At 71.7% G+C, this 16,275-nt stretch carries 15 protein-coding genes, 1 tRNA gene and 1 pseudogene; 10 read left to right on the forward strand and 7 right to left on the reverse strand.

From position 1 onward, the window contains the following. Positions 1-1,055: SDR family oxidoreductase (locus tag ACSNOK_RS19265; protein ID WP_436781971.1), on the reverse strand; the 1,055-nt coding region annotated here is incomplete at its 3' end. A 235-nt stretch (positions 1,056-1,290) separates the two neighbouring features. Between ACSNOK_RS19265 and ACSNOK_RS19270 the strand changes: the two genes are divergently transcribed. Next, positions 1,291-3,492: an MMPL family transporter gene (locus ACSNOK_RS19270; RefSeq protein ID WP_436781957.1), complete on the forward strand. Its 2,202-nt coding sequence runs from the start codon at positions 1,291-1,293 to the stop codon at positions 3,490-3,492. A 45-nt stretch (positions 3,493-3,537) separates the two neighbouring features. On the opposite strand, the pseudogene ACSNOK_RS19275 reads toward ACSNOK_RS19270, so the two are convergent. Together ACSNOK_RS19275 and ACSNOK_RS19280 are read right to left on the reverse strand one after the other, a co-directional pair. Then, positions 3,538-4,644, reverse strand: a pseudogene (locus ACSNOK_RS19275) (PDR/VanB family oxidoreductase); the annotation flags it as partial. A gap of 10 nt (positions 4,645-4,654) precedes the next feature. Next, a complete protein-coding gene (locus ACSNOK_RS19280) occupies positions 4,655-5,533 on the reverse strand; it encodes a metal-dependent hydrolase (RefSeq protein WP_436781958.1) in 879 nt (292 codons plus the stop codon). Between the two features lie 319 nt (positions 5,534-5,852). Here ACSNOK_RS19280 and ACSNOK_RS19285 point away from each other — a divergent pair, with 319 nt between their 5' ends. The 4 genes from ACSNOK_RS19285 to ACSNOK_RS19300 all read left to right on the forward strand — a co-directional run bounded on the left by ACSNOK_RS19285 (position 5,853) and on the right by ACSNOK_RS19300 (position 8,627). Then, on the forward strand, positions 5,853-6,542 hold the full coding sequence (locus ACSNOK_RS19285) for a hypothetical protein (RefSeq protein ID WP_436781959.1): 690 nt from the start codon (positions 5,853-5,855) through the stop codon (positions 6,540-6,542). A gap of 149 nt (positions 6,543-6,691) precedes the next feature. Next, positions 6,692-6,934: a phosphopantetheine-binding protein gene (locus ACSNOK_RS19290; RefSeq protein ID WP_436781960.1), complete on the forward strand. Its 243-nt coding sequence runs from the start codon at positions 6,692-6,694 to the stop codon at positions 6,932-6,934. Positions 6,935-6,992: 58 nt separating this feature from the next. After that, entirely contained in the window at positions 6,993-8,225 is a 1,233-nt protein-coding gene (locus ACSNOK_RS19295) for a beta-ketoacyl-[acyl-carrier-protein] synthase family protein (protein WP_436781961.1), read from the forward strand. A 329-nt stretch (positions 8,226-8,554) separates the two neighbouring features. Continuing rightward, a tRNA-Arg gene (locus ACSNOK_RS19300) sits at positions 8,555-8,627 on the forward strand. Positions 8,628-8,673: 46 nt separating this feature from the next. Here the strand turns inward: ACSNOK_RS19300 and ACSNOK_RS19305 are convergent. The 4 genes from ACSNOK_RS19305 to ACSNOK_RS19320 all read right to left on the reverse strand — a co-directional run bounded on the left by ACSNOK_RS19305 (position 8,674) and on the right by ACSNOK_RS19320 (position 10,969). After that, positions 8,674-9,531 (reverse strand): hypothetical protein, encoded by an 858-nt coding sequence (locus ACSNOK_RS19305; protein WP_436781962.1) that lies wholly within the window; start codon positions 9,529-9,531, stop codon positions 8,674-8,676. Then, positions 9,528-10,373, reverse strand: a complete 846-nt coding sequence (locus tag ACSNOK_RS19310; RefSeq protein WP_436781963.1) for an ABC transporter ATP-binding protein — start codon at positions 10,371-10,373, stop codon at positions 9,528-9,530. The genes ACSNOK_RS19305 and ACSNOK_RS19310 overlap by 4 nt, the downstream gene beginning before the upstream one ends. Before the next feature lie 166 nt (positions 10,374-10,539). Beyond that, positions 10,540-10,839 carry a hypothetical protein gene (locus tag ACSNOK_RS19315; protein WP_436781964.1) on the reverse strand — a complete coding sequence of 100 codons (300 nt, stop codon included), beginning with the start codon at positions 10,837-10,839 and terminating at the stop codon, positions 10,540-10,542. Next, positions 10,823-10,969, reverse strand: a complete 147-nt coding sequence (locus ACSNOK_RS19320; RefSeq protein ID WP_436781965.1) for a hypothetical protein — start codon at positions 10,967-10,969, stop codon at positions 10,823-10,825. The genes ACSNOK_RS19315 and ACSNOK_RS19320 overlap by 17 nt, the downstream gene beginning before the upstream one ends. A 496-nt stretch (positions 10,970-11,465) precedes the next feature. On the opposite strand from ACSNOK_RS19320, the gene ACSNOK_RS19325 reads away from it, so the two are divergent. The 5 genes from ACSNOK_RS19325 (at position 11,466) to ACSNOK_RS19345 (ending at position 15,867) form a co-directional block, all read left to right on the forward strand. Then, positions 11,466-12,119 (forward strand): polysaccharide deacetylase family protein, encoded by a 654-nt coding sequence (locus tag ACSNOK_RS19325; RefSeq protein ID WP_436781966.1) that lies wholly within the window; start codon positions 11,466-11,468, stop codon positions 12,117-12,119. Positions 12,120-12,274: 155 nt separating this feature from the next. Beyond that, positions 12,275-14,290, forward strand: coding sequence for an ATP-binding protein (locus tag ACSNOK_RS19330; protein ID WP_436781967.1), 2,016 nt, complete (start codon positions 12,275-12,277; stop codon positions 14,288-14,290). Next, positions 14,290-14,691 (forward strand): roadblock/LC7 domain-containing protein, encoded by a 402-nt coding sequence (locus ACSNOK_RS19335; protein ID WP_436781968.1) that lies wholly within the window; start codon positions 14,290-14,292, stop codon positions 14,689-14,691. Before ACSNOK_RS19330 ends, ACSNOK_RS19335 begins: the two co-directional genes overlap by 1 nt. Continuing rightward, positions 14,688-15,278 (forward strand): DUF742 domain-containing protein, encoded by a 591-nt coding sequence (locus ACSNOK_RS19340; protein ID WP_436781969.1) that lies wholly within the window; start codon positions 14,688-14,690, stop codon positions 15,276-15,278. Before ACSNOK_RS19335 ends, ACSNOK_RS19340 begins: the two co-directional genes overlap by 4 nt. Further along, on the forward strand, positions 15,259-15,867 hold the full coding sequence (locus ACSNOK_RS19345) for a GTP-binding protein (RefSeq protein WP_436781970.1): 609 nt from the start codon (positions 15,259-15,261) through the stop codon (positions 15,865-15,867). Before ACSNOK_RS19340 ends, ACSNOK_RS19345 begins: the two co-directional genes overlap by 20 nt. Positions 15,868-16,275 lie beyond the last annotated feature (408 nt).

The raw sequence follows: 16,275 nt of genomic DNA on the forward strand, positions 1-16,275 counted from the left end.
GGCGGGGGGAGGCAGCCGACGGCGTTCCTCAGGTGGGTGGTGTCGTAGGAGCGGGTGGTGTTCAGGTGCGGGGCCAGGTGACGGGCGAACAGGCCCACGAGCTGGGTGGGCAGGGCCACTTCGCCGTCGGTCGGCTCGGCGCCGAGGCGGATTTTGAACGGTGTGTGGTCGCCCAGGGCCGCTCGCACCAGGTCCTGCACCGGGAACTCCCGCGGGTTGGTCACGTGGAGGGTGCGCGGGGCGCCCTCCGGCCGGGGCCCGGAGGCGGCGGAGAGCATGGCGCGGGCGGCCCACGGCGCTTGGACGAGGTTGGCCCGCGCGTCCGGGTGCCCGGGCAGCAGGTAGGCGGGAGAGCCACCGCCGTGCCCGCCGAACCCGAGGGCCTTCAAAGCCCGGTGACCCAACCGTCCGACCAGGCAGGCGTGTTCGGCCAGGACCGCTTGCCAGTGCCGCGGGGCGCCGGCCTGCCAGGGCCGGTCCGTGACCAGGAGGCTGGGCCTGAAGATGGTGACGGGGCGTCCGTGCCGGGCGGCCCAGTCGCGTACCACGCGCTCGGCGCGGTATTTGGATTCCTCGTAAGGGGTCAGGAAACCGGCCTCCTCGGTGAGCTCGTCCTCGAAGACGGTGCCGTGGCGACGGCCGCCCGCGACGTAGGCCGTGCTGAGGTGGAAGAAGGGCACGTGTCCGCGTGCCGCCTCGGCGAGTGCGAGGACGCGGTGCGTGCCGACGACGTTGGCGGTGTGCAGCCGCACGCGGTCGCCGAAGGCGTCGGTGAACGCGGCGCAGTGCCAGATTTGTTTCGCCTCGTTGGTGATCTCCCGCCAGACGGGCGGCGCGAGGCCGAGGTTCGGGGCGTCCAGGCGGATGAGGAGCGGCTTGACTCGGGCGGCGACGTGTTCTCGGGGGACTGTTTCGCCGGTGGAGGAGACGGCGGTGGCCAAGCGGTCGACGGTGGTGGCTGGATCGTGTCCGACCAGCACAGTGATCGGCTCGTCGCCGTCGAGCAGGAGGCGGGCCGTCATGTGCGCGCCGAGGAAGCCGGTCGCGCCGGTCATCACGATCACCGGTTGCCTCCACTGGCGGGTTCCGGGGTGCGGGAACGGGCCTTGCGCACCACGGCCGCGGCATGCTCGTCAAAGATCACGAGATGGGACTATGGCAGTGCAAAGCGTCTGTCTGGCTGGCGCGTTGGTGCTGTCGGGTGATGAACGGCCGGTCAACCACTCGCATGGTGCAGCGTGAGAGCAAGGGCGGCTCTTGTGACGGCACGCCGTGGCTACGGTGTCGCGGGTGAGAAAATGGACGGTCAGATTCCAGCCGGTCGGTACGCGCCGACAGGCCATCCGGGTCGCGGTGCTGTCCGCCGTGGCGGTGCTGCTGCTGGGCGCGTCCTGTTCGGGGCTGTGGGACCGGCTGATGCACGGCGGGTTCGAGGTGCGGAACTCGGCCGTGGAACGGGCCGACCGGGCAGCCGTGGAACTGGGCGGCGGGACTCAGCACCTGACCTTTCTCGTCCGGGGCCGTGGAGCCGGCGTCGACACACCCGAGGTGGCGGGAGCGGCGATCCGTCTCACGGAGAGCCTGCGCCACGAGCCGGCGGTCGTGGCGGTACACAGCTACTGGGACGCCCACGGCAGCGTCCTGCTGCGCTCGCGCGACGGCCGGTCCGCTCTGATCAGCATGGCGCTGGCGGGCGGTCCCTCCACTCGGTCGAAGGAAGCCACCGCCCTGGTGGAGCGGTACGCCAAGCGGCCGCCGGGCCCCCTGGCCATCTCGGTGACCGGTCCGGCGCCGGCCGACGCCGAAGGGACCCTGCTCGCGCGCGGCGACATCCCGCGTGCGGAAGCACTGGCCGCGCCGGTCGTCTTCGTCCTGCTGGTCCTCGGATTCGGTTCCGCGGCCGCGGCTCTGGTTCCCCTGGCCGTGGCGGCCTGCTCGATCACGGCGACGGTGGCCGCCCTCAACGCCCTCGCGCGTGTGATGCCGGTGTCGGTCTTCACGGTGAACTTCGCCGCGGCCGTGGGCACCGGTCTGGCGGTGGACTACGCCCTCTTCCTGATCACGCGGTACCGCGAGCAGTTGCACCGGGGCGACACCTGCCGGGAGGCGTGTGCGGCGACGATGAGGTCGGCCGGCCGGGCGATGTGGCTGTCGGCGCTGACCACCATGTCGGCGCTGTCCGTGCTGTTCGTCTTCCCGCTCGACTTCCTGCGCTCCATGGCACTGGCCGGCATGCTCGTGGCCGTACTGTCCGCCGCCAGCGCCCACCTCCTGGTGCCCGCGGCCCTGGTCCTCCTCGGCCCCCGGCTGAGCAGGGAGGACCCCGCACGCCGCGGCCGGCACGTCGCCAGCCCCCTGTGGCGGAAGGTGGCCCGGTCCGTGACCAGGCGCCCCCTGCTGGCAGGCGGCATCTGCTGCCTGGTACTCACAGCGATGATCGCACCCTGCCTCGACGCCCGGTTCGCCCTGTTCGACGAACGTGCCCTGCCCGCCGACGCGGTCACCCGCGCCACGGCCGACGCGATCCGGGCCGGTTTCCCGCTGCATCCCGAGCGTGACGTCCAGATCGTCCTGCCCCACACCGACCCCGACCGGGACGCCAGGGAACTGGACGCCTACGCACGGTCGTTGTCCCGGCTGCCGCACACGGCCCTGGTCCGCGGTCCGGGCTCCGTCTACCTCGGGCACGTCCGCATCGGCATCGCCGGGGTGTCGGCGGATACCCGGACGACGGCTGTGCGGGAGAAACCGTCGGGCGCGGTGGTCGTCGTGACCGGTACCGGTGCTCCCGAGAGCGCCGCGGCGCGCACACTCCTGGACGAAATCGCCGAAATGCCCGCCCCGGGCGGCGACACGCCGCAACTGGCCGGGGACGCGGCCCGGCTGCGGGAGACCACCGAAGCGCTCGCCTCGCGGCTGCCGTCGGCCGCCCTGCTGCTGACCCTCGTGACGATGCTGCTCCTGGCGGCCGGAATGCGCAGTGTCCTCGTCCCCGCCAAGGCGGTCGTGATGGGCGCGCTCGGCCTGGCCGCGGCCTGCGGAGTGCTCGTCCTCGTCTTCCAGGGAAACTTCCTCCCGGAGTCGTGGGACCTGGCCCCCACCAAGACGCTGGACCCCTCCATCCCCCTCCTGACGTTCTGCATCGCCTTCGCGCTGAGCGTGGACTACGAGGTCTTCCTCATCGCGCGGATCCGCGAAGAGCACCTGCTCGGCGCCGACAACCGGACGGCGATCGTGAACGGCATGGCGCGCAGCGGCCGGCTGATCAGCTCGGCCGCCTGCGCCTTCATCGTGCCCATGGCCGCCATCGCGTCATCGGGCGTGGTGCTGCTCAAGCAACTGGGCGTCGGTCTGGCGGTGGCCGTCCTCGTCGACGCGACCTTGCTCCGTGGCGTCCTGGTCCCGGTGGTCATGACGGTCGCCGGCCCCGCCAACTGGTGGTTCCCCCGACGTCGGGCACCCGGCCGCCGCAGGCTGCGTCCCGCTGTCTGAGGCGGGGACAACCTCCAGGACGGAGCCCATGGGGGCACGGGAGATGCAGGGGAGCATCATCCCGTTGGCCCGCTCCCGTGCGGTGAGCAGATGGTCCCGATGCTGCGGGGTGCCGCCCCGCACGTGGATGCGGCACGTGCCGCAGACCCCCTGCCCGCAGGCGTACGGGTGGTCGGGCCGGGCGCGCAGCAGGACGTCGAGCGCCGTACGGTCGGCGGGAACGTCGAGTCGGGTGCCGTCGGGCAGCCGCAAGATGAACGGGGCGCCGTTCACCGCCCGCCCGGGCGCGAAGCGTTGCGCGTGCAGCGCTCGGAGGGAGCCGGTTCCAGGCGCCGGGCGCAGGGCGCGGCTCACGGACTCCAGGAGAGCGGGCGGCCCGCAGCAGTAGACGGCCGCAGCCGGATGCGGCGCGCGAGCGAGCAACCGGGCGGGATCGGGGAAACCGTCCACGTCATAGGTATGGATCGTGGTGCGCCGGCCGAGGGGGTCGAGCGCCGCCACGTCCTCGTGGAACGGCAGCGACGCCTGATGGCGCCCGGTGTGGACCAGGTGCCAGTCCAGCCCCCGCGCGGCGGCCTCCCGCGCCATCGGCAACAGCGGCGTGATGCCGATCCCCCCGGCGATGAACAGGACGGCGGGCTCACCGGCGAAGGGGAAACCGTTGTAGGGCCCGCGCACGCGCACCTCAACCCCAGGGAGCAGGGCCGCGTGCACCTCCACGGAACCGCCCCCACCGTGCGGCAGGCGCCGCACGGCGATGCGGTAGGCAGTGGTGTCGTCCGGGTCGCCGCACAGGGAATAGGGGCGCACGCGACCGGACGGGAGCACGAGCTCCAGGTGACAACCCGGCTCCCACCGGGGAAGGGACACGCCTGGCGCGGTGGCGGCGAACGCGAGCTCCACCACGTCGTCGGCGATCCGTCGCCGGCCGGTCACGGTCAGGGTCAGCGGAGGACACGCGACGGCCGCCGCCGGCCGGCGCGAGCGCCGCCGGGCCCCGCGGAAGACCAGGTGGGCCACGTACCGGTCGGCGGCCCGGGCCAGTACGGCCATCAGCCGGTCCGGCCGGTCGCGGCGGTAGAGGCCGGGCGGAGGGGCCACGCAGGGCGCCCCGGCGGGCGGGAGGACCTCGGGTACGGGATGCTCGGTCATGGGAGGCCGCTTACAGACGGTCGGCGTCACGCGCTGCGGGGGAACGGGCCAGATAGGCCAGAGCCCGCTCGATGTCGTACTCCTTGGACGGGTGGTAGCCGCGCCCGAGGAAGGCGAACGAGGCGCGCGCCAGCACGGGGAAGGAGGGCAGGAGCCCGCGTCGGACGGCCGAGCGGTGCGCCCGCAGGGTGCACCTGACCGAGCCGCGCAGCGACCGATCGGCGGCCATGAGGTAGCGGGTCCCCCGGTACCAGAGCCAGGGGCTCAACACCCCGGCGATCAACGCGGCCCGCACACGCCGGGCACGGCCGCCCCCGGGACTCAGATGACACAGCAGATCGAAGGCGACGCCGGAATGCTCGACCTCCTCGGCACCGTGCCAGCGCAGCATGTCCAGCATCGCCGGGTGCGCCCCGGCCCGGTCCAACGCCGCGCTGTCGAGCAGCCACTGACCGATGAAGGCCGTGAGGTGCTCGAAGGCAGCGGCCACCGCGACCAGTTCCCGGATCTGCTCCCGGTGCGGCTCCTCCCCGGGAGCCTCGCGCGGTTCGAGAACGCGCCGGTAATACCACCCGAGCTGGGCCAAGTACGGGTCGATGTCGAGGCCCTGGGCCCGCAGATGCGCTTGGACCTCCTCGTGGGCATGCGCGTGCGTCCGCTCCTGGCCGATGAACCCCAAAACGCGTCGGCGCAGCCGCTCGTCCCCGATGAATGGCAAGGCCCGTTCAAAGACACGGCAGAACCAGTGCTCCCCTTCGGGGAGCAAAAGATGTATGACGTTGAGGGTATGGGTGACCTGAGGTTCACCTGGAACCCAGTGCACGGGGAGATCGGACCAGTCGAACCGGGGGCTGCGCGGCCGGTGGCAGAGAGTTTCATGCAGGCCCATGGTCGGAAACCCTAGAGCCGTTCCGGCGGCCGCCCTAGGCCCGACACGGAGGATGTGCCGTAAAGGACACGCCTCTTTCTTCGCCGCCCCGCCGAGTTGTCCCCGTGCCCGCACATGGAACCCCGTGACGCACTTCACCACATCATGACCCGATAGTCGGACAACGTGGCGGGTTCAAACAGCGGCACCGCTAGCACGTACGTGTGTCATCAACAGGACACTGATACAACACCTGCCTGATTGCTGCTTTCTATGTCAATTTCTGTTCGGGTTCAGCGCCCGTCCCCCGTTCAGTACGCTGCAAGGAAAGTAGGCATCCATGTCGGCAAAACGCTTGGCCCTCATCGGCCTGGCCACAGGAACAGTCGTCGCAGGAGGTGTTCTGGCCGGTGCCGCGGTGCCGAGAGCACAGGCCGGACCGGTCCCCGCCGGGCACCACGAGACGACGCTTCAGCCCAAGGCGCCACATCGCGCTGTGGAACGGCAGGCCACACCACGCGTCAACACGGCGGTGCGCACTGTCCACCTCGTCTGCAGCGGCCGGGGTACAGCCACCACGACCCCGGCGCTCGACACCACGGCCCGCCCGGTCACCGTCAGCGGAACAGGCACCCTCGATCACTGTGTGTCCCCCGACGGAACCCGAAACGACATCAAGTCCGGCCGCCTGCGGCTGAAAGGCAGCGGCTGGGGCACCTGCACCAGCGGCGGCGGAAAGGGCACCCTGATCTTCGACTGGTACGCCGGAGACCGGCAGTCGGGGCGGTTGCTCGGCCGGTCGGTCATGGCGGACGAGTTCACCGCCACCCCAGGGGAATGGGCCCGCAACGGCACCGTCTCACGCGGCAGTCACGTCTTCCCGGGGGAAAACGTCGCCATGTCCGTCCTCGCCTCGTACCCGAAATGCTCCGCCTCCTCACCCTTGTCCACCGCCGATGTGGTCGGCGCCAGCCTCGCGGTCTCAGGCTCGCCCCTGGCGCCCGACAACCCACTCGGCGCCCTGTCCTGACCCCGCCCCCGGCGGTGAGTTGAGATGAGAAAGGGGCCGGTCGCATCACATACCGGCCCCCCGGCACCCGTATACCGTGTCGACCCAGGACCCCGAACGGCGCCTGCGAGATCGTGTCACCACTAGCCTTTTCCCTCAAGGAGTGTCACGTGTACGACGTGCTGTTCAACGTATTGACCAGCGAATTCGGTCTCGACCCCGACACAGTCACACCACGGGCGACCCTGGAAAACCTGGACCTGGATTCGTTGACCATGGCCGAACTCGGAGTGATTCTGGCCGAGCAGGCAGGAGCACTCATCACGGACGTCAGCCCGAACACAACACTCGAAGAGCTCGCGGAACTCCTCGAAACGAAGGCCGCCCGCCCACCCGCCGCGGTCACCGTGTGAAAGACGCGCCCCCAGGACGTCCCGGACGGGACCGACCAGCGAGAGAACAGGCGATTCCGTGACACGAGGCCCCCGTGACGTAGCCGTGACCGGCCTGGCCATGATCACGCCGGGCGGCCCGACCGCCGACAGCACGTGGGACAGCATGTGCACCGGACAGTCCCTCGCCCGCACCGACCCGCACCTGACCGGGCTTCCGGTCGACATCTCCTGCCACATCGACGACTTCGACGCCTTCTCCGAGCTCGGCCGACCCCTGGCCAGACGCCTGGACCGCACGGCCCACCTCACGCTGGTCGCGGCACGGCAAGCCGTCACCGACGCCAAACTGGACCCCGCCCACTGGCCGTCGGAGCGGGTCGGGGTCATTCTGGGCGTCGGAGGCAACAGCCTCCAGAACTACGGCAGGGAATTCGCCCTGCTGACACAGGGCCGGCCCGCAGCGGTCTCGCCCATGGCCCTGCCCCGCAGCGTGCCGAACATGGTCGCCGCCGAGGTCTCTCTCGACCTCGGCGCCCGCGGACCGGGCTTCACCGTGGCCAGCGCCTGCGCCGGCGGGGCCACCGCCATCGCCGTCGCGCGGCAGCTGCTGCTGGCCGGAAGCTGCGACATCGTCCTGACCGGCAGCGGCGAAAGCGGCCGCTGCCGGATGGGCGCGACCTGCTTCTCCCAGCTGGGAGCGCTGTCCCGGCGCACAGACGATCCGGCCTCGGCCTGCCGGCCCTTCGACCGCCAGCGTGACGGATTCGTTCTGTCCGAGGGCGCCGCCATTCTGGCCCTGGAACTCCCCGACCACGCGGTGCGCCGCGGCGCCCGCATCCGCGCCCTGCTACGAGGGTGCGCCTCCAGCAGTGACGCCTACCACCCGGTGGCACCCCACCCCGAAGGCGACGGAGCCGAGCGCGCCATCCGCGCGGCCCTCGCGGACGCCGGCTGTACGCCCGCGGACGTCGGCCACGTCAATACCCACGGCACCTCCACCCCAGCAGGAGACGCCGCTGAGGCACGCGTTCTGCTCAGGGTCTTCGGCGCCGCACCGCCACCCGTCACCGCGTCGAAGAGCGTCCTGGGCCACGCCCTCGGCGCCTCCGCCGCGATCGAGGCCGCACTGACCGTGCTCACCCTAGAGCGACGGCAGATTCCCCCGACGGCCAACTGTCACGCCCAGGACGACGGCAGGGCCCTCGACGTCGTCACCGGGCAACCGCGAACCGCGGAGATCGACGTGGCGATCTCCAGTTCCTTCGGCTTCGGCGGGCAGAACACGGTGCTGGTCCTGACCACCCCATGACTACTTCACTCACCATCTTCCCTCAATTACGCAAAACGCTCATACCGCCGTTTCGACATAGCCGCCGGCAGCACATCAGGCCACCCTCCAGACCATGACTCACTTGTAAACCACCAGGTCACGCACCCACTGGTCCACGACCTCCCCATGAGGCACAGCCCGCCTGAGCCGGATCCGCTACCCTGTGACACGTCAGGGCGGTACCCCTACCGCGCGCCATCGCTCAGCACAACAAGCGGAGGCGACGCGACCCGCCCGACCAGCGGGTTTGAGCAACCGGCTCGACCACCCAGTCACTGGGTTTTCGACAAGGTTTCCTACAAGCCCCCGCCTCCGTAGCTCAGGGGATAGAGCACCGCTCTCCTAAAGCGGGTGTCGGCAGTTCGAATCTGCCCGGGGGCACCGCGTGAAGGGGCACCCAGGGACATTCCCGGGTGTCCCTTCTGCGTTATACGTCCCGGCGGGTGTAAGCGATGCCGCCGGCTATGGCGAGGCATGCCGTGAATGCGCAGAAGATCGCCAGGCCCAGGGCGGGAGAGACGCCGCTGCCGAGGAGGGCTTCGGTGAACGGTACGTCCTCGTTCGTGTCCTGTCCGCGTACGCAGTGCAGGGCGGCCCGGGCGGCTGCGAAGGGGAGGTGGTCGGAGAGGCCGGTGAGGCCTGGGAGCTTGTTCAGCAGGATGCCTGTGAGGCGTTCCAGGATCAGGGGCCAGAGGAGTAGGAACACGATCACCGGTACGCGGCGTCGGAGGAGGGCGGTGAGTCCCGTGGCGATCGTAGGCCAGCAGAGCATGACGACGGTGAAAACGGCGAGGGGAGCGGTCAGGCCGGTCCAGTCGGGCTGGGGTGCGCCGCGTACCGCGAGGATCGTGGCGCCGATGACCGCGCTGAGCAGCGAGGCCCCCAGCGAGACCGCCGCGGCCGTTGCCGAGGTGACCGCGACCTTCGCCGCGTAGGCGGTGCGCCGGGAGGAGAGGGTGAGGAAGGTGGTACGGGCCGCTCGATAGGTGTACTCGGTGGAGACGGCCGTCGTACCGAGGATGAAGAGGAGGAGCCCGGACATCGGGGCTTGGGAGGCGAGCGGGGAGAACTGGAGGACGTCCGCCAAGGCGGGCAGCGCATACTCGCCGAGACCGATGTCGATTCCGTTCCCGACGCCGATGAGGCCGACGAGGGCGGAGAGGATCCACGGGGAGCGAAGTGACCACAGCCGCTTCCACTCGTAGCGGAGCGCTCGCCTGAGACATGAGGCGTGCGGGCCGGCGGCTCGGGGGTGTCGTGGGTGGAGGAGGGGTCGCGTCGTCACCGGGCTTTGAACTCCTCTTCGGCCACCGACAGGTAGAAGTCCTCGACGGATGCCGCCTCTTCGCCCAGCCAGTACAGGGGGACAGCCAGTCGCGCCGCGAGCTTTCCCACCTCGCGTCGGTCGAGGCCGGTGACGCGGGCTCGTGTGGAGTCCAGGCGTTCCACGCCGGCCCCGTTCTCGGTCAGGGCAGCCGTCAGGCGTTCCAGTTCCGGGGTCTCGACCACAGCGTGCCGTCCGACTCGGGCGGCGATTTCCGCTGCCGTGGCCTGGGCGACGAGGCGTCCCCGGGCCATGACGAGGATCCGGTCGGCCAGTTGGTCCATTTCACCGAGGAGGTGGCTTGAGAGCAGGACCGTACCCCCGTCTTCGGCGAAGCTCCGCAGGGTGCCGCGCAGCCAGGCGATGGAGTGTGGATCCAGACCGTTGAAGGGCTCGTCAAGGATCAGGACGCGGGGATCGCCGAGCAGCGCCTGTGCGAGGCCCGCCCGTTGGGCCATGCCCAGGGACAGTTGGCCCAGTCGCTGGTCGGCCGCCTTTTCCAGGCCCACGCGGGTCAGTACCTCCGTCACGTGCCGCGGGGGGACGTCCAGCCCGTACGCCACCATGGTGAGGTGGTCACGGAGCCGGTGGCGGGGGTGGCCGAACGTGCCCCCGAGTACGGCGCCCACGATCTCTCCCGGGCGGTGCCAGTCGGGGAGCGGGCGTCCGAGGAAGTCGGTCGTGCCCTCGCCCCTGACGAGTCCGAGCATCAGCCGCAGGACCGTGGTCTTTCCGGCGCCGTTCGCCCCCAGCAAGCCGGTCACCGAACCCTCGGGGACGGAGAAGGACACCCCGTCGACCACTCGTTTCCTTTTGTAGGCCTTGGCGAGGCCGGTGACTTCGAGCGGTGGGTGAGCGGGGTGGTGCGGATTCGGCAAAGCAGCAGCGCCTTTCGACGGGCGGGTACCGGAGCGAGCGGACCGGTCGACGTCCGGTCCGCTCGCCTGACGGGTCACTGGGCCGTGGGCGTCATGTCCATCCGAGGAGCGTCCACAGAACCAGCCCCATGGCGGTGTGGACCGTAACCGGTACCACGGCGCCGCTCCAGGGTTTGCGCCGTCTCAACGCGCACCGGACGAGAGCGATGGCGGGGCCTGCCCAGCCGAGCGCGTAGAAGACCACGGTGATGCCGTCGAAAGCGTCCAGCAGTTCCGCTGTGCGCCCGACTCGGGAGAGCAGGCACAGGCAGGAGAAGACGAGTGCCGAACTCCAGAGGTTCGCCTCCGGTGACTTCCTGCCGGTGTCGGCGGGCTCAGTGCGGTGCGTCACGGTGGAGTTCGGCGGACTCGGCGGCGGGGGCGCGGTGTGCCTCGGTCGCGTGGGCGGCGGGCGCGGCCATACCGAAGGCAACGGGCGCCATGGCCGCAGCCGCGGAGATGCGCGGGGTCTTTTGGTGCACGAAAAAACGCTCCGTGGGGAAAGGGTGCCCGTGTCTTGACGTGGCTCGCCAAAACCTGCTGCGACGCGGACGCCTGGCCGCGCGAGAGGGCAGTGATCCGGGAACGGATGACTGCCCTCTCGGTGTATAGCGAACGTATTGCCGGAATATATCTTGATCAATACCTTACCGGTCAAGGGTTGACTTTTGGTCATTTCCCCAGCCCGACAAGGCAGATGAACAGGCTGCCCTCGTTTGGGTGATGGCCTCGGGCAGGGCGGTCTGAGCTGGGGCGTCAACTTGGTGGGGTGTGGTGGTTAGCCCGGCACCGGGTGGGGTGGGTTCGCGGCAGGGTGATCGGTTTCGGGGACTCTGTCGAGAGGGCGGGCGCTTGGGTCGGGATGGTGGCCGGCGGTGGGTGAGTCGGCGAGGGGTGTTGCGAGCGGCTCTTCTGGGAGTCGGAAGCGGGTTCGGCGGGGGTGAGGCGTGGGGTCAAGAGCCGCCTCCCGTACCGCTGGTGGGGCAGGACGTCACCGTGGTGCCGACGAGGGAGCGGAAGGTCGCCCTGACGTTTGACTGTGGGGGTGGGGACGAGGGTGTGGACCATGTGGTGGGCACGCTCGGGGAGTGGGGGATCCCCGCCACGTTCTTCATGACCGGGCGCTTCGCCTCGGCCCATACCGCCGCCGCGCGGCGGATCGCTCGCGCGCATCCGGTGGGCAATCACTCGATGACGCACCCGGCGTTCCCCAGGCTGACCCGGGAACAGCGGGCGGAGGAGGTGCGGTCGGCGGCGGAGGCCGTGGAACGGGCGGTCGGGCGGCCTCCGGTGCGGCTGTTCCGTTTCCCCTACGGGGAGGTGGACCGGGAGTGCGTCGAGGACGTGAACGCCCTGGGGTACACCTGCGTCCGCTGGACCGTCGACACGTTGGGGTGGAAGGGCGCTACCGGAGGCGTCGGTACGGAGAGTGTCGTCGCCCGTGTGCTCGGCGCTCTGGTCCCCGGCGCCATCGTCCTGCTGCACGTGGGACGGACCAGCTCCGCCGATCCGTCGACGGTGGACGCCACCGCGCTGCCCACCCTTGTCAGGGCCATCAGCGAGCGCGGGTACGGGTTTCTTTCACTCGAAAGGCTGCTTGTTCCCGGGTCCGCCCCGGTGGTGGTCGACTGATGACGGGTCGTCGGCGCCATTTCGTAGCGGACGCGGAGGAAACGTCCGGTATCCGACCAAGCGTCAGGACACACCCAACACTTCCACCACCCCCGTCCCGCGCCGTACGCTGACGGCCGTCCTCCAGTTGTCGCTCGCCTCCCGGGAACCGCCTGATGATGCCGATAACGGAGGCCGTGTCCCTGGGTCTGGTCGCGGGCACGGCCACCGCCGCTGTGATCGCCGCACCCTTGCTGGTCCGCGCCCGGCGCGTGACGGCGCGGCTGCGCGGGGAGCTGACGGCCGCCACGGAGTACGGGTCCCGGCTGGCCGACCGGCAGCGGGCCTGGCGGGAGGAGCTGGAGCACCTGGCCGGCGTCCGGTTGCCCGCGGTGCTGGAGGGCACGCCGGAGGCCGACGTTCCGGGGCCGCTGTACGCCGTTCCCGAGGGTGACGCGGAGGCCGCCGCCCTCGCCGCGCACCACGAGGCGCTGTTGCGGCGGACGGCGGACGCCGTGCGGGCGCTGAAGGACCGCACGGAGTCCGGACGCGCCGCGTTCCTGGTCATGGCGGACCGCATCCAGGTGATGGCCCTCGCCCAGCAGCAGGGCCTCGACGTCCTGGAACAGAGCGCCGAGGATTCGGTGCTGATGGCCGGTCTGATGCGGGCCGACCACGCGGCGGCGCAGCTGGCGCGGCAGGCGCAGACGATGAAGGTGCTGTGCGGCGCCTGGCCCGGGCGGCAGTGGCCGGAGGCGGTGTCGCTGCTGGACGTCGTGCGCGGCGCGCAGTCGCGGATCCTGGAGTACCAGCGGGTACGCGTCCAGGGCGCGCGGGACGCCGCCGTCGAGCCGCGCGCGGTCGAGGCGCTGATCCACGCGGTCGCCGAGCTGCTCGACAACGCCACGCGGTACTCGCCGCCGACCGTGACCGTGCTGGTCGCCATCCGGCCGGTGCACAGCGGTGCCGTGATCGAGATCGACGACGGCGGGCTGGGCATGACCGAACAGGACCTCGCCGAGGCCGAGGTGCGGCTCGGCGGCGGTTCGGCAGCGCAGGGCCGGGGGCTGGGCGCGAAGCCGCAGCTCGGCCTGTCCGCCGTGGGTCTGCTCGCCCGGCGGTACGGCTTCTCGGTGAAGCTGGACTCTCCGTCGGCGTACGGAGGCGTCCGCGCCGTCGTCCTCGTCCCGTCCGCCCTGCTGACGCAGGGGACGGCGGCCCCCGCCACCCCCGCGCCCCCGCGCGCGCCGGGGCTGCGCGAGCAGGCGGAGCGGGAACATGCCGAACGGCAGCGTCGGCGGCGACCGCAGCGGGCTGAACGGCGGCCGTACGGCGATGCGCTGGTGAGCGACGCGCCGGTTAGTGGGGTTGTTGAGGCGGAGGAGACGGACGCGGGTGTTCCGCCCAAGTCGGGCGGGACGGCGCTGCCGGAGGCGCCCGGCGGCACCGGTTCCGCTTCCTACGCGGCGGGCGAGCACCACGCACGGGCCGTCGGCGAGCTTCCGCAGCGCGTACGGCCGAAGCCGGCGGAGCGTCAGGAGGGCGCCGAGCCGCCGGTGGCGGGTGGTGTCGTCGGAGGCGGTACGGACCCGCGCCACCCCGGCGACCCGGCCGCCGTCGTCCCGGAGGCCGTCGTCTCCCCCACCACGCCCGGGGGTCTTCCGCGTCGGCGCAGCCGACGAGCCGCCGGTGGTGGCGCGTCCGGACCCGTACCCCGGTCCTCGGCGCACTCGTCGGCGTCCGCCGCGCCGCGTCCGGAACCCCTCCGGTCACCGCAGCAGGCCGCCGCCTTTATGAGCAGCCTGCAGGCCGGGACCCGGCTCGGCCGCGAGGAGGCGGCCGCGGCTCCCCGGACGCCACAGGCCACAATGGCAGCGGAAGCCACTGGTCCGGTCGGTCCGTCAGGAGGCCTCGGTGCCGCGGGCGAAGCCGCGGTGCGAGCGGACGTCGCACAGCCGGCACGCTCGGTCGCTCCGGCGGCTGCTGACGGACCGGCGGTCGACGGCGGCACGCCGGGGCTCACCGGCCCGGCGGCGCCCGGTGGGCCGTCGGGCCGCGCCGTACCGGCGGAGTCCGCCCGGGCGTCGCGCTCCGCCGGTCCGACGGAACCGGTGGACGCCGTGCAAGCAACGGAGACGGCAGAGCCGACGCGGCCCCGTGAGCCGAACGACAGCGAAAGGGAATCGCGTTGATGACGAACGGGAATCTGGAGTGGCTGCTCGCCGACATCCTGCGGGTGCCCGCGGTGCGGCACGCGCTCGTGGTGTCCCGCGACGGGTTGCGACTGGCCGGTTCGCCCGACATATCCACCGACGACGCCGACCGGCTGTCGGCGATCTGCTCCGGCCTGCTCTCGCTCGGCCACGAGGCCGCGGCGCAACTGGCGGGCGACGGGAGCGCGCCGCGTCAGGTGATGGTGGAGTTCGACGGCGGTTTCCTGTTCCTGGTGGCCGCCGGGCCGGGTGCCTCGCTGGCCGTGGCCACGGCGGCGGACGTGGACGCCGGGCTCGTGGCGCGGGAGATGCAGCACATGGTGGTGCGCATAGGGCAGCACCTCAGCAGCCCGCCCCGCGCCCGCACCGCCACTCCGTGAGCGGCCCGACGGGGGCGGGGCCGGTACGCCCCTACGTGATCACCGGCGGCCGTGTCGCCCCCTCCCGTGACACGCTCGCCCTGGAGACCCTGGTGGTGGCCGCCGCGAGTGCCGGGGTGGAGGGTGATGGCTGGGGCGCCGGGGGCGGCGATGACGACTGGGATGGCCGAGTCGGCGGTGACGACTGGGGCGTCGGGGACGGCACCACGTACACAGGGGACGCCGCGCCTGCCGAGGCCGGAAGGGCCGCCGGAGCCGGCGGGACCACTGTGGCCACCGGGATCACGGAGATCGCAGGGACCACGGGGGCCGCAGGGGCCGCGGGAACCATCGCGGACGCCACACTCCCCGGCGAGCACGCCCCCGACCTCAGCCCGGAGTGCGCCGAAATTCTCGACCTCTGCGTCCGGTTGCTGTCCGTGGCGGAGGTCGCCGCCCATCTGCGCCAGCCGGTCGCCGTGGTCAAAGTGCTGCTCGCCGACCTGCTCGACGCCGGCCTGGTCATCGCCCGCCCCCCGGTCACGGCCGCCGACCGGCACGATCCCGCCCTGCTGAAAGAGGTACTCGATGGACTCCGCCAACTCTGAGGGCGGCCGCTACCTTCCCCCGACCGTGCGCACGTCCGTGAAGATCGTGATCGCCGGCCCGCTGGGCGTCGGCAAGACGACCCTCATCGGCTCGCTCAGCGAGATCCCGCCGCTGCGCACCGAGGAGACCATGACGCAGGCGGGGCAGGGCGTGGACGACGTGCTGCCGGGCAAGGCCACCACCACCGTGGCCATGGACTTCGGGCGGATCACCCTCAACCGGCGGCGCGTCCTCTACCTCTTCGGCACCCCCGGCCAGCCGCGCTTCTTCCCGCTGTGGCGGCACCTGACGCACGGCGCGCTGGGGGCGCTCGCGCTGATCGACACACGCCGGCTGGAGGCCGGTTTCGACGTGCTCGGGCACCTGGAGGACCTGGGCGTCCCGTTCGCCGTCGCCGCCAACGCGTTCCCGGACGCGCCGGTGCACCCGCCGGAGGAACTGCGGGAGGCGCTGGACCTGCTGCCGGACACCCCGGTGATGCTCTGCGACGCCCGTGACCGGGCGTCGAGCGCGCGGGCGCTGGTCACGCTCGTCGACCACCTGTACACGACCGCGGCCGCCGCGTCGCTGGAGGCACCGGCGTCATGACCGCCCCGATACCGGAGGCCCCGGGCGCCTCGAACACGCCGCGTGCCTCGGAGTACCCGCAGATCTCTGACGCACCGCACGCCGCGGGGCGCCCGGGGACCTCCGAGCGCCCGCTCGCTTCAGAGCGCCCGGGCCCCCCTGAGCACCCGCCCACCTCAGAGCACCCGGGAACCTCCGAACACCCGCCCACCTCGGAGCACCCGGAGACCTCCGAGCACCCGCTCACCTCGGAGCGCCCGGGAACCCCTGAACACCCGCCCACCTCGGAGCACCCGAGGACCCCGACCTCCCCGCAGGCCCCGGCGTACCCGCAGGCCCTGGCGTACCCGAAAGCCCCGGCGTACCCCCCGGCCCCGACCGTTCCTCCGAGCCCCCCGAGCCCCCCAGGCACCCCAGGCCTCTCAAGCC

The sequence above is a fragment of the Streptomyces sp. URMC 126 genome (assembly GCF_051386555.1).
GTDB lineage: Bacteria > Actinomycetota > Actinomycetes > Streptomycetales > Streptomycetaceae > Streptomyces.

What these genes read in the sequence shown, in the direction of transcription:
- ACSNOK_RS19280 (WP_436781958.1), bottom strand. Translation starts at nt 5,533, where the DNA reads ATGGGCCTGCATGAAACTCTCTGCCACCGGCCGCGCAGCCCCCGGTTC.
- ACSNOK_RS19285 (WP_436781959.1), top strand. Translation starts at nt 5,853, where the DNA reads ATGTCGGCAAAACGCTTGGCCCTCATCGGCCTGGCCACAGGAACAGTC.
- ACSNOK_RS19330 (WP_436781967.1), top strand. Translation starts at nt 12,275, where the DNA reads ATGATGCCGATAACGGAGGCCGTGTCCCTGGGTCTGGTCGCGGGCACG.
- ACSNOK_RS19335 (WP_436781968.1), top strand. Translation starts at nt 14,290, where the DNA reads ATGACGAACGGGAATCTGGAGTGGCTGCTCGCCGACATCCTGCGGGTG.
- ACSNOK_RS19345 (WP_436781970.1), top strand. Translation starts at nt 15,259, where the DNA reads ATGGACTCCGCCAACTCTGAGGGCGGCCGCTACCTTCCCCCGACCGTG.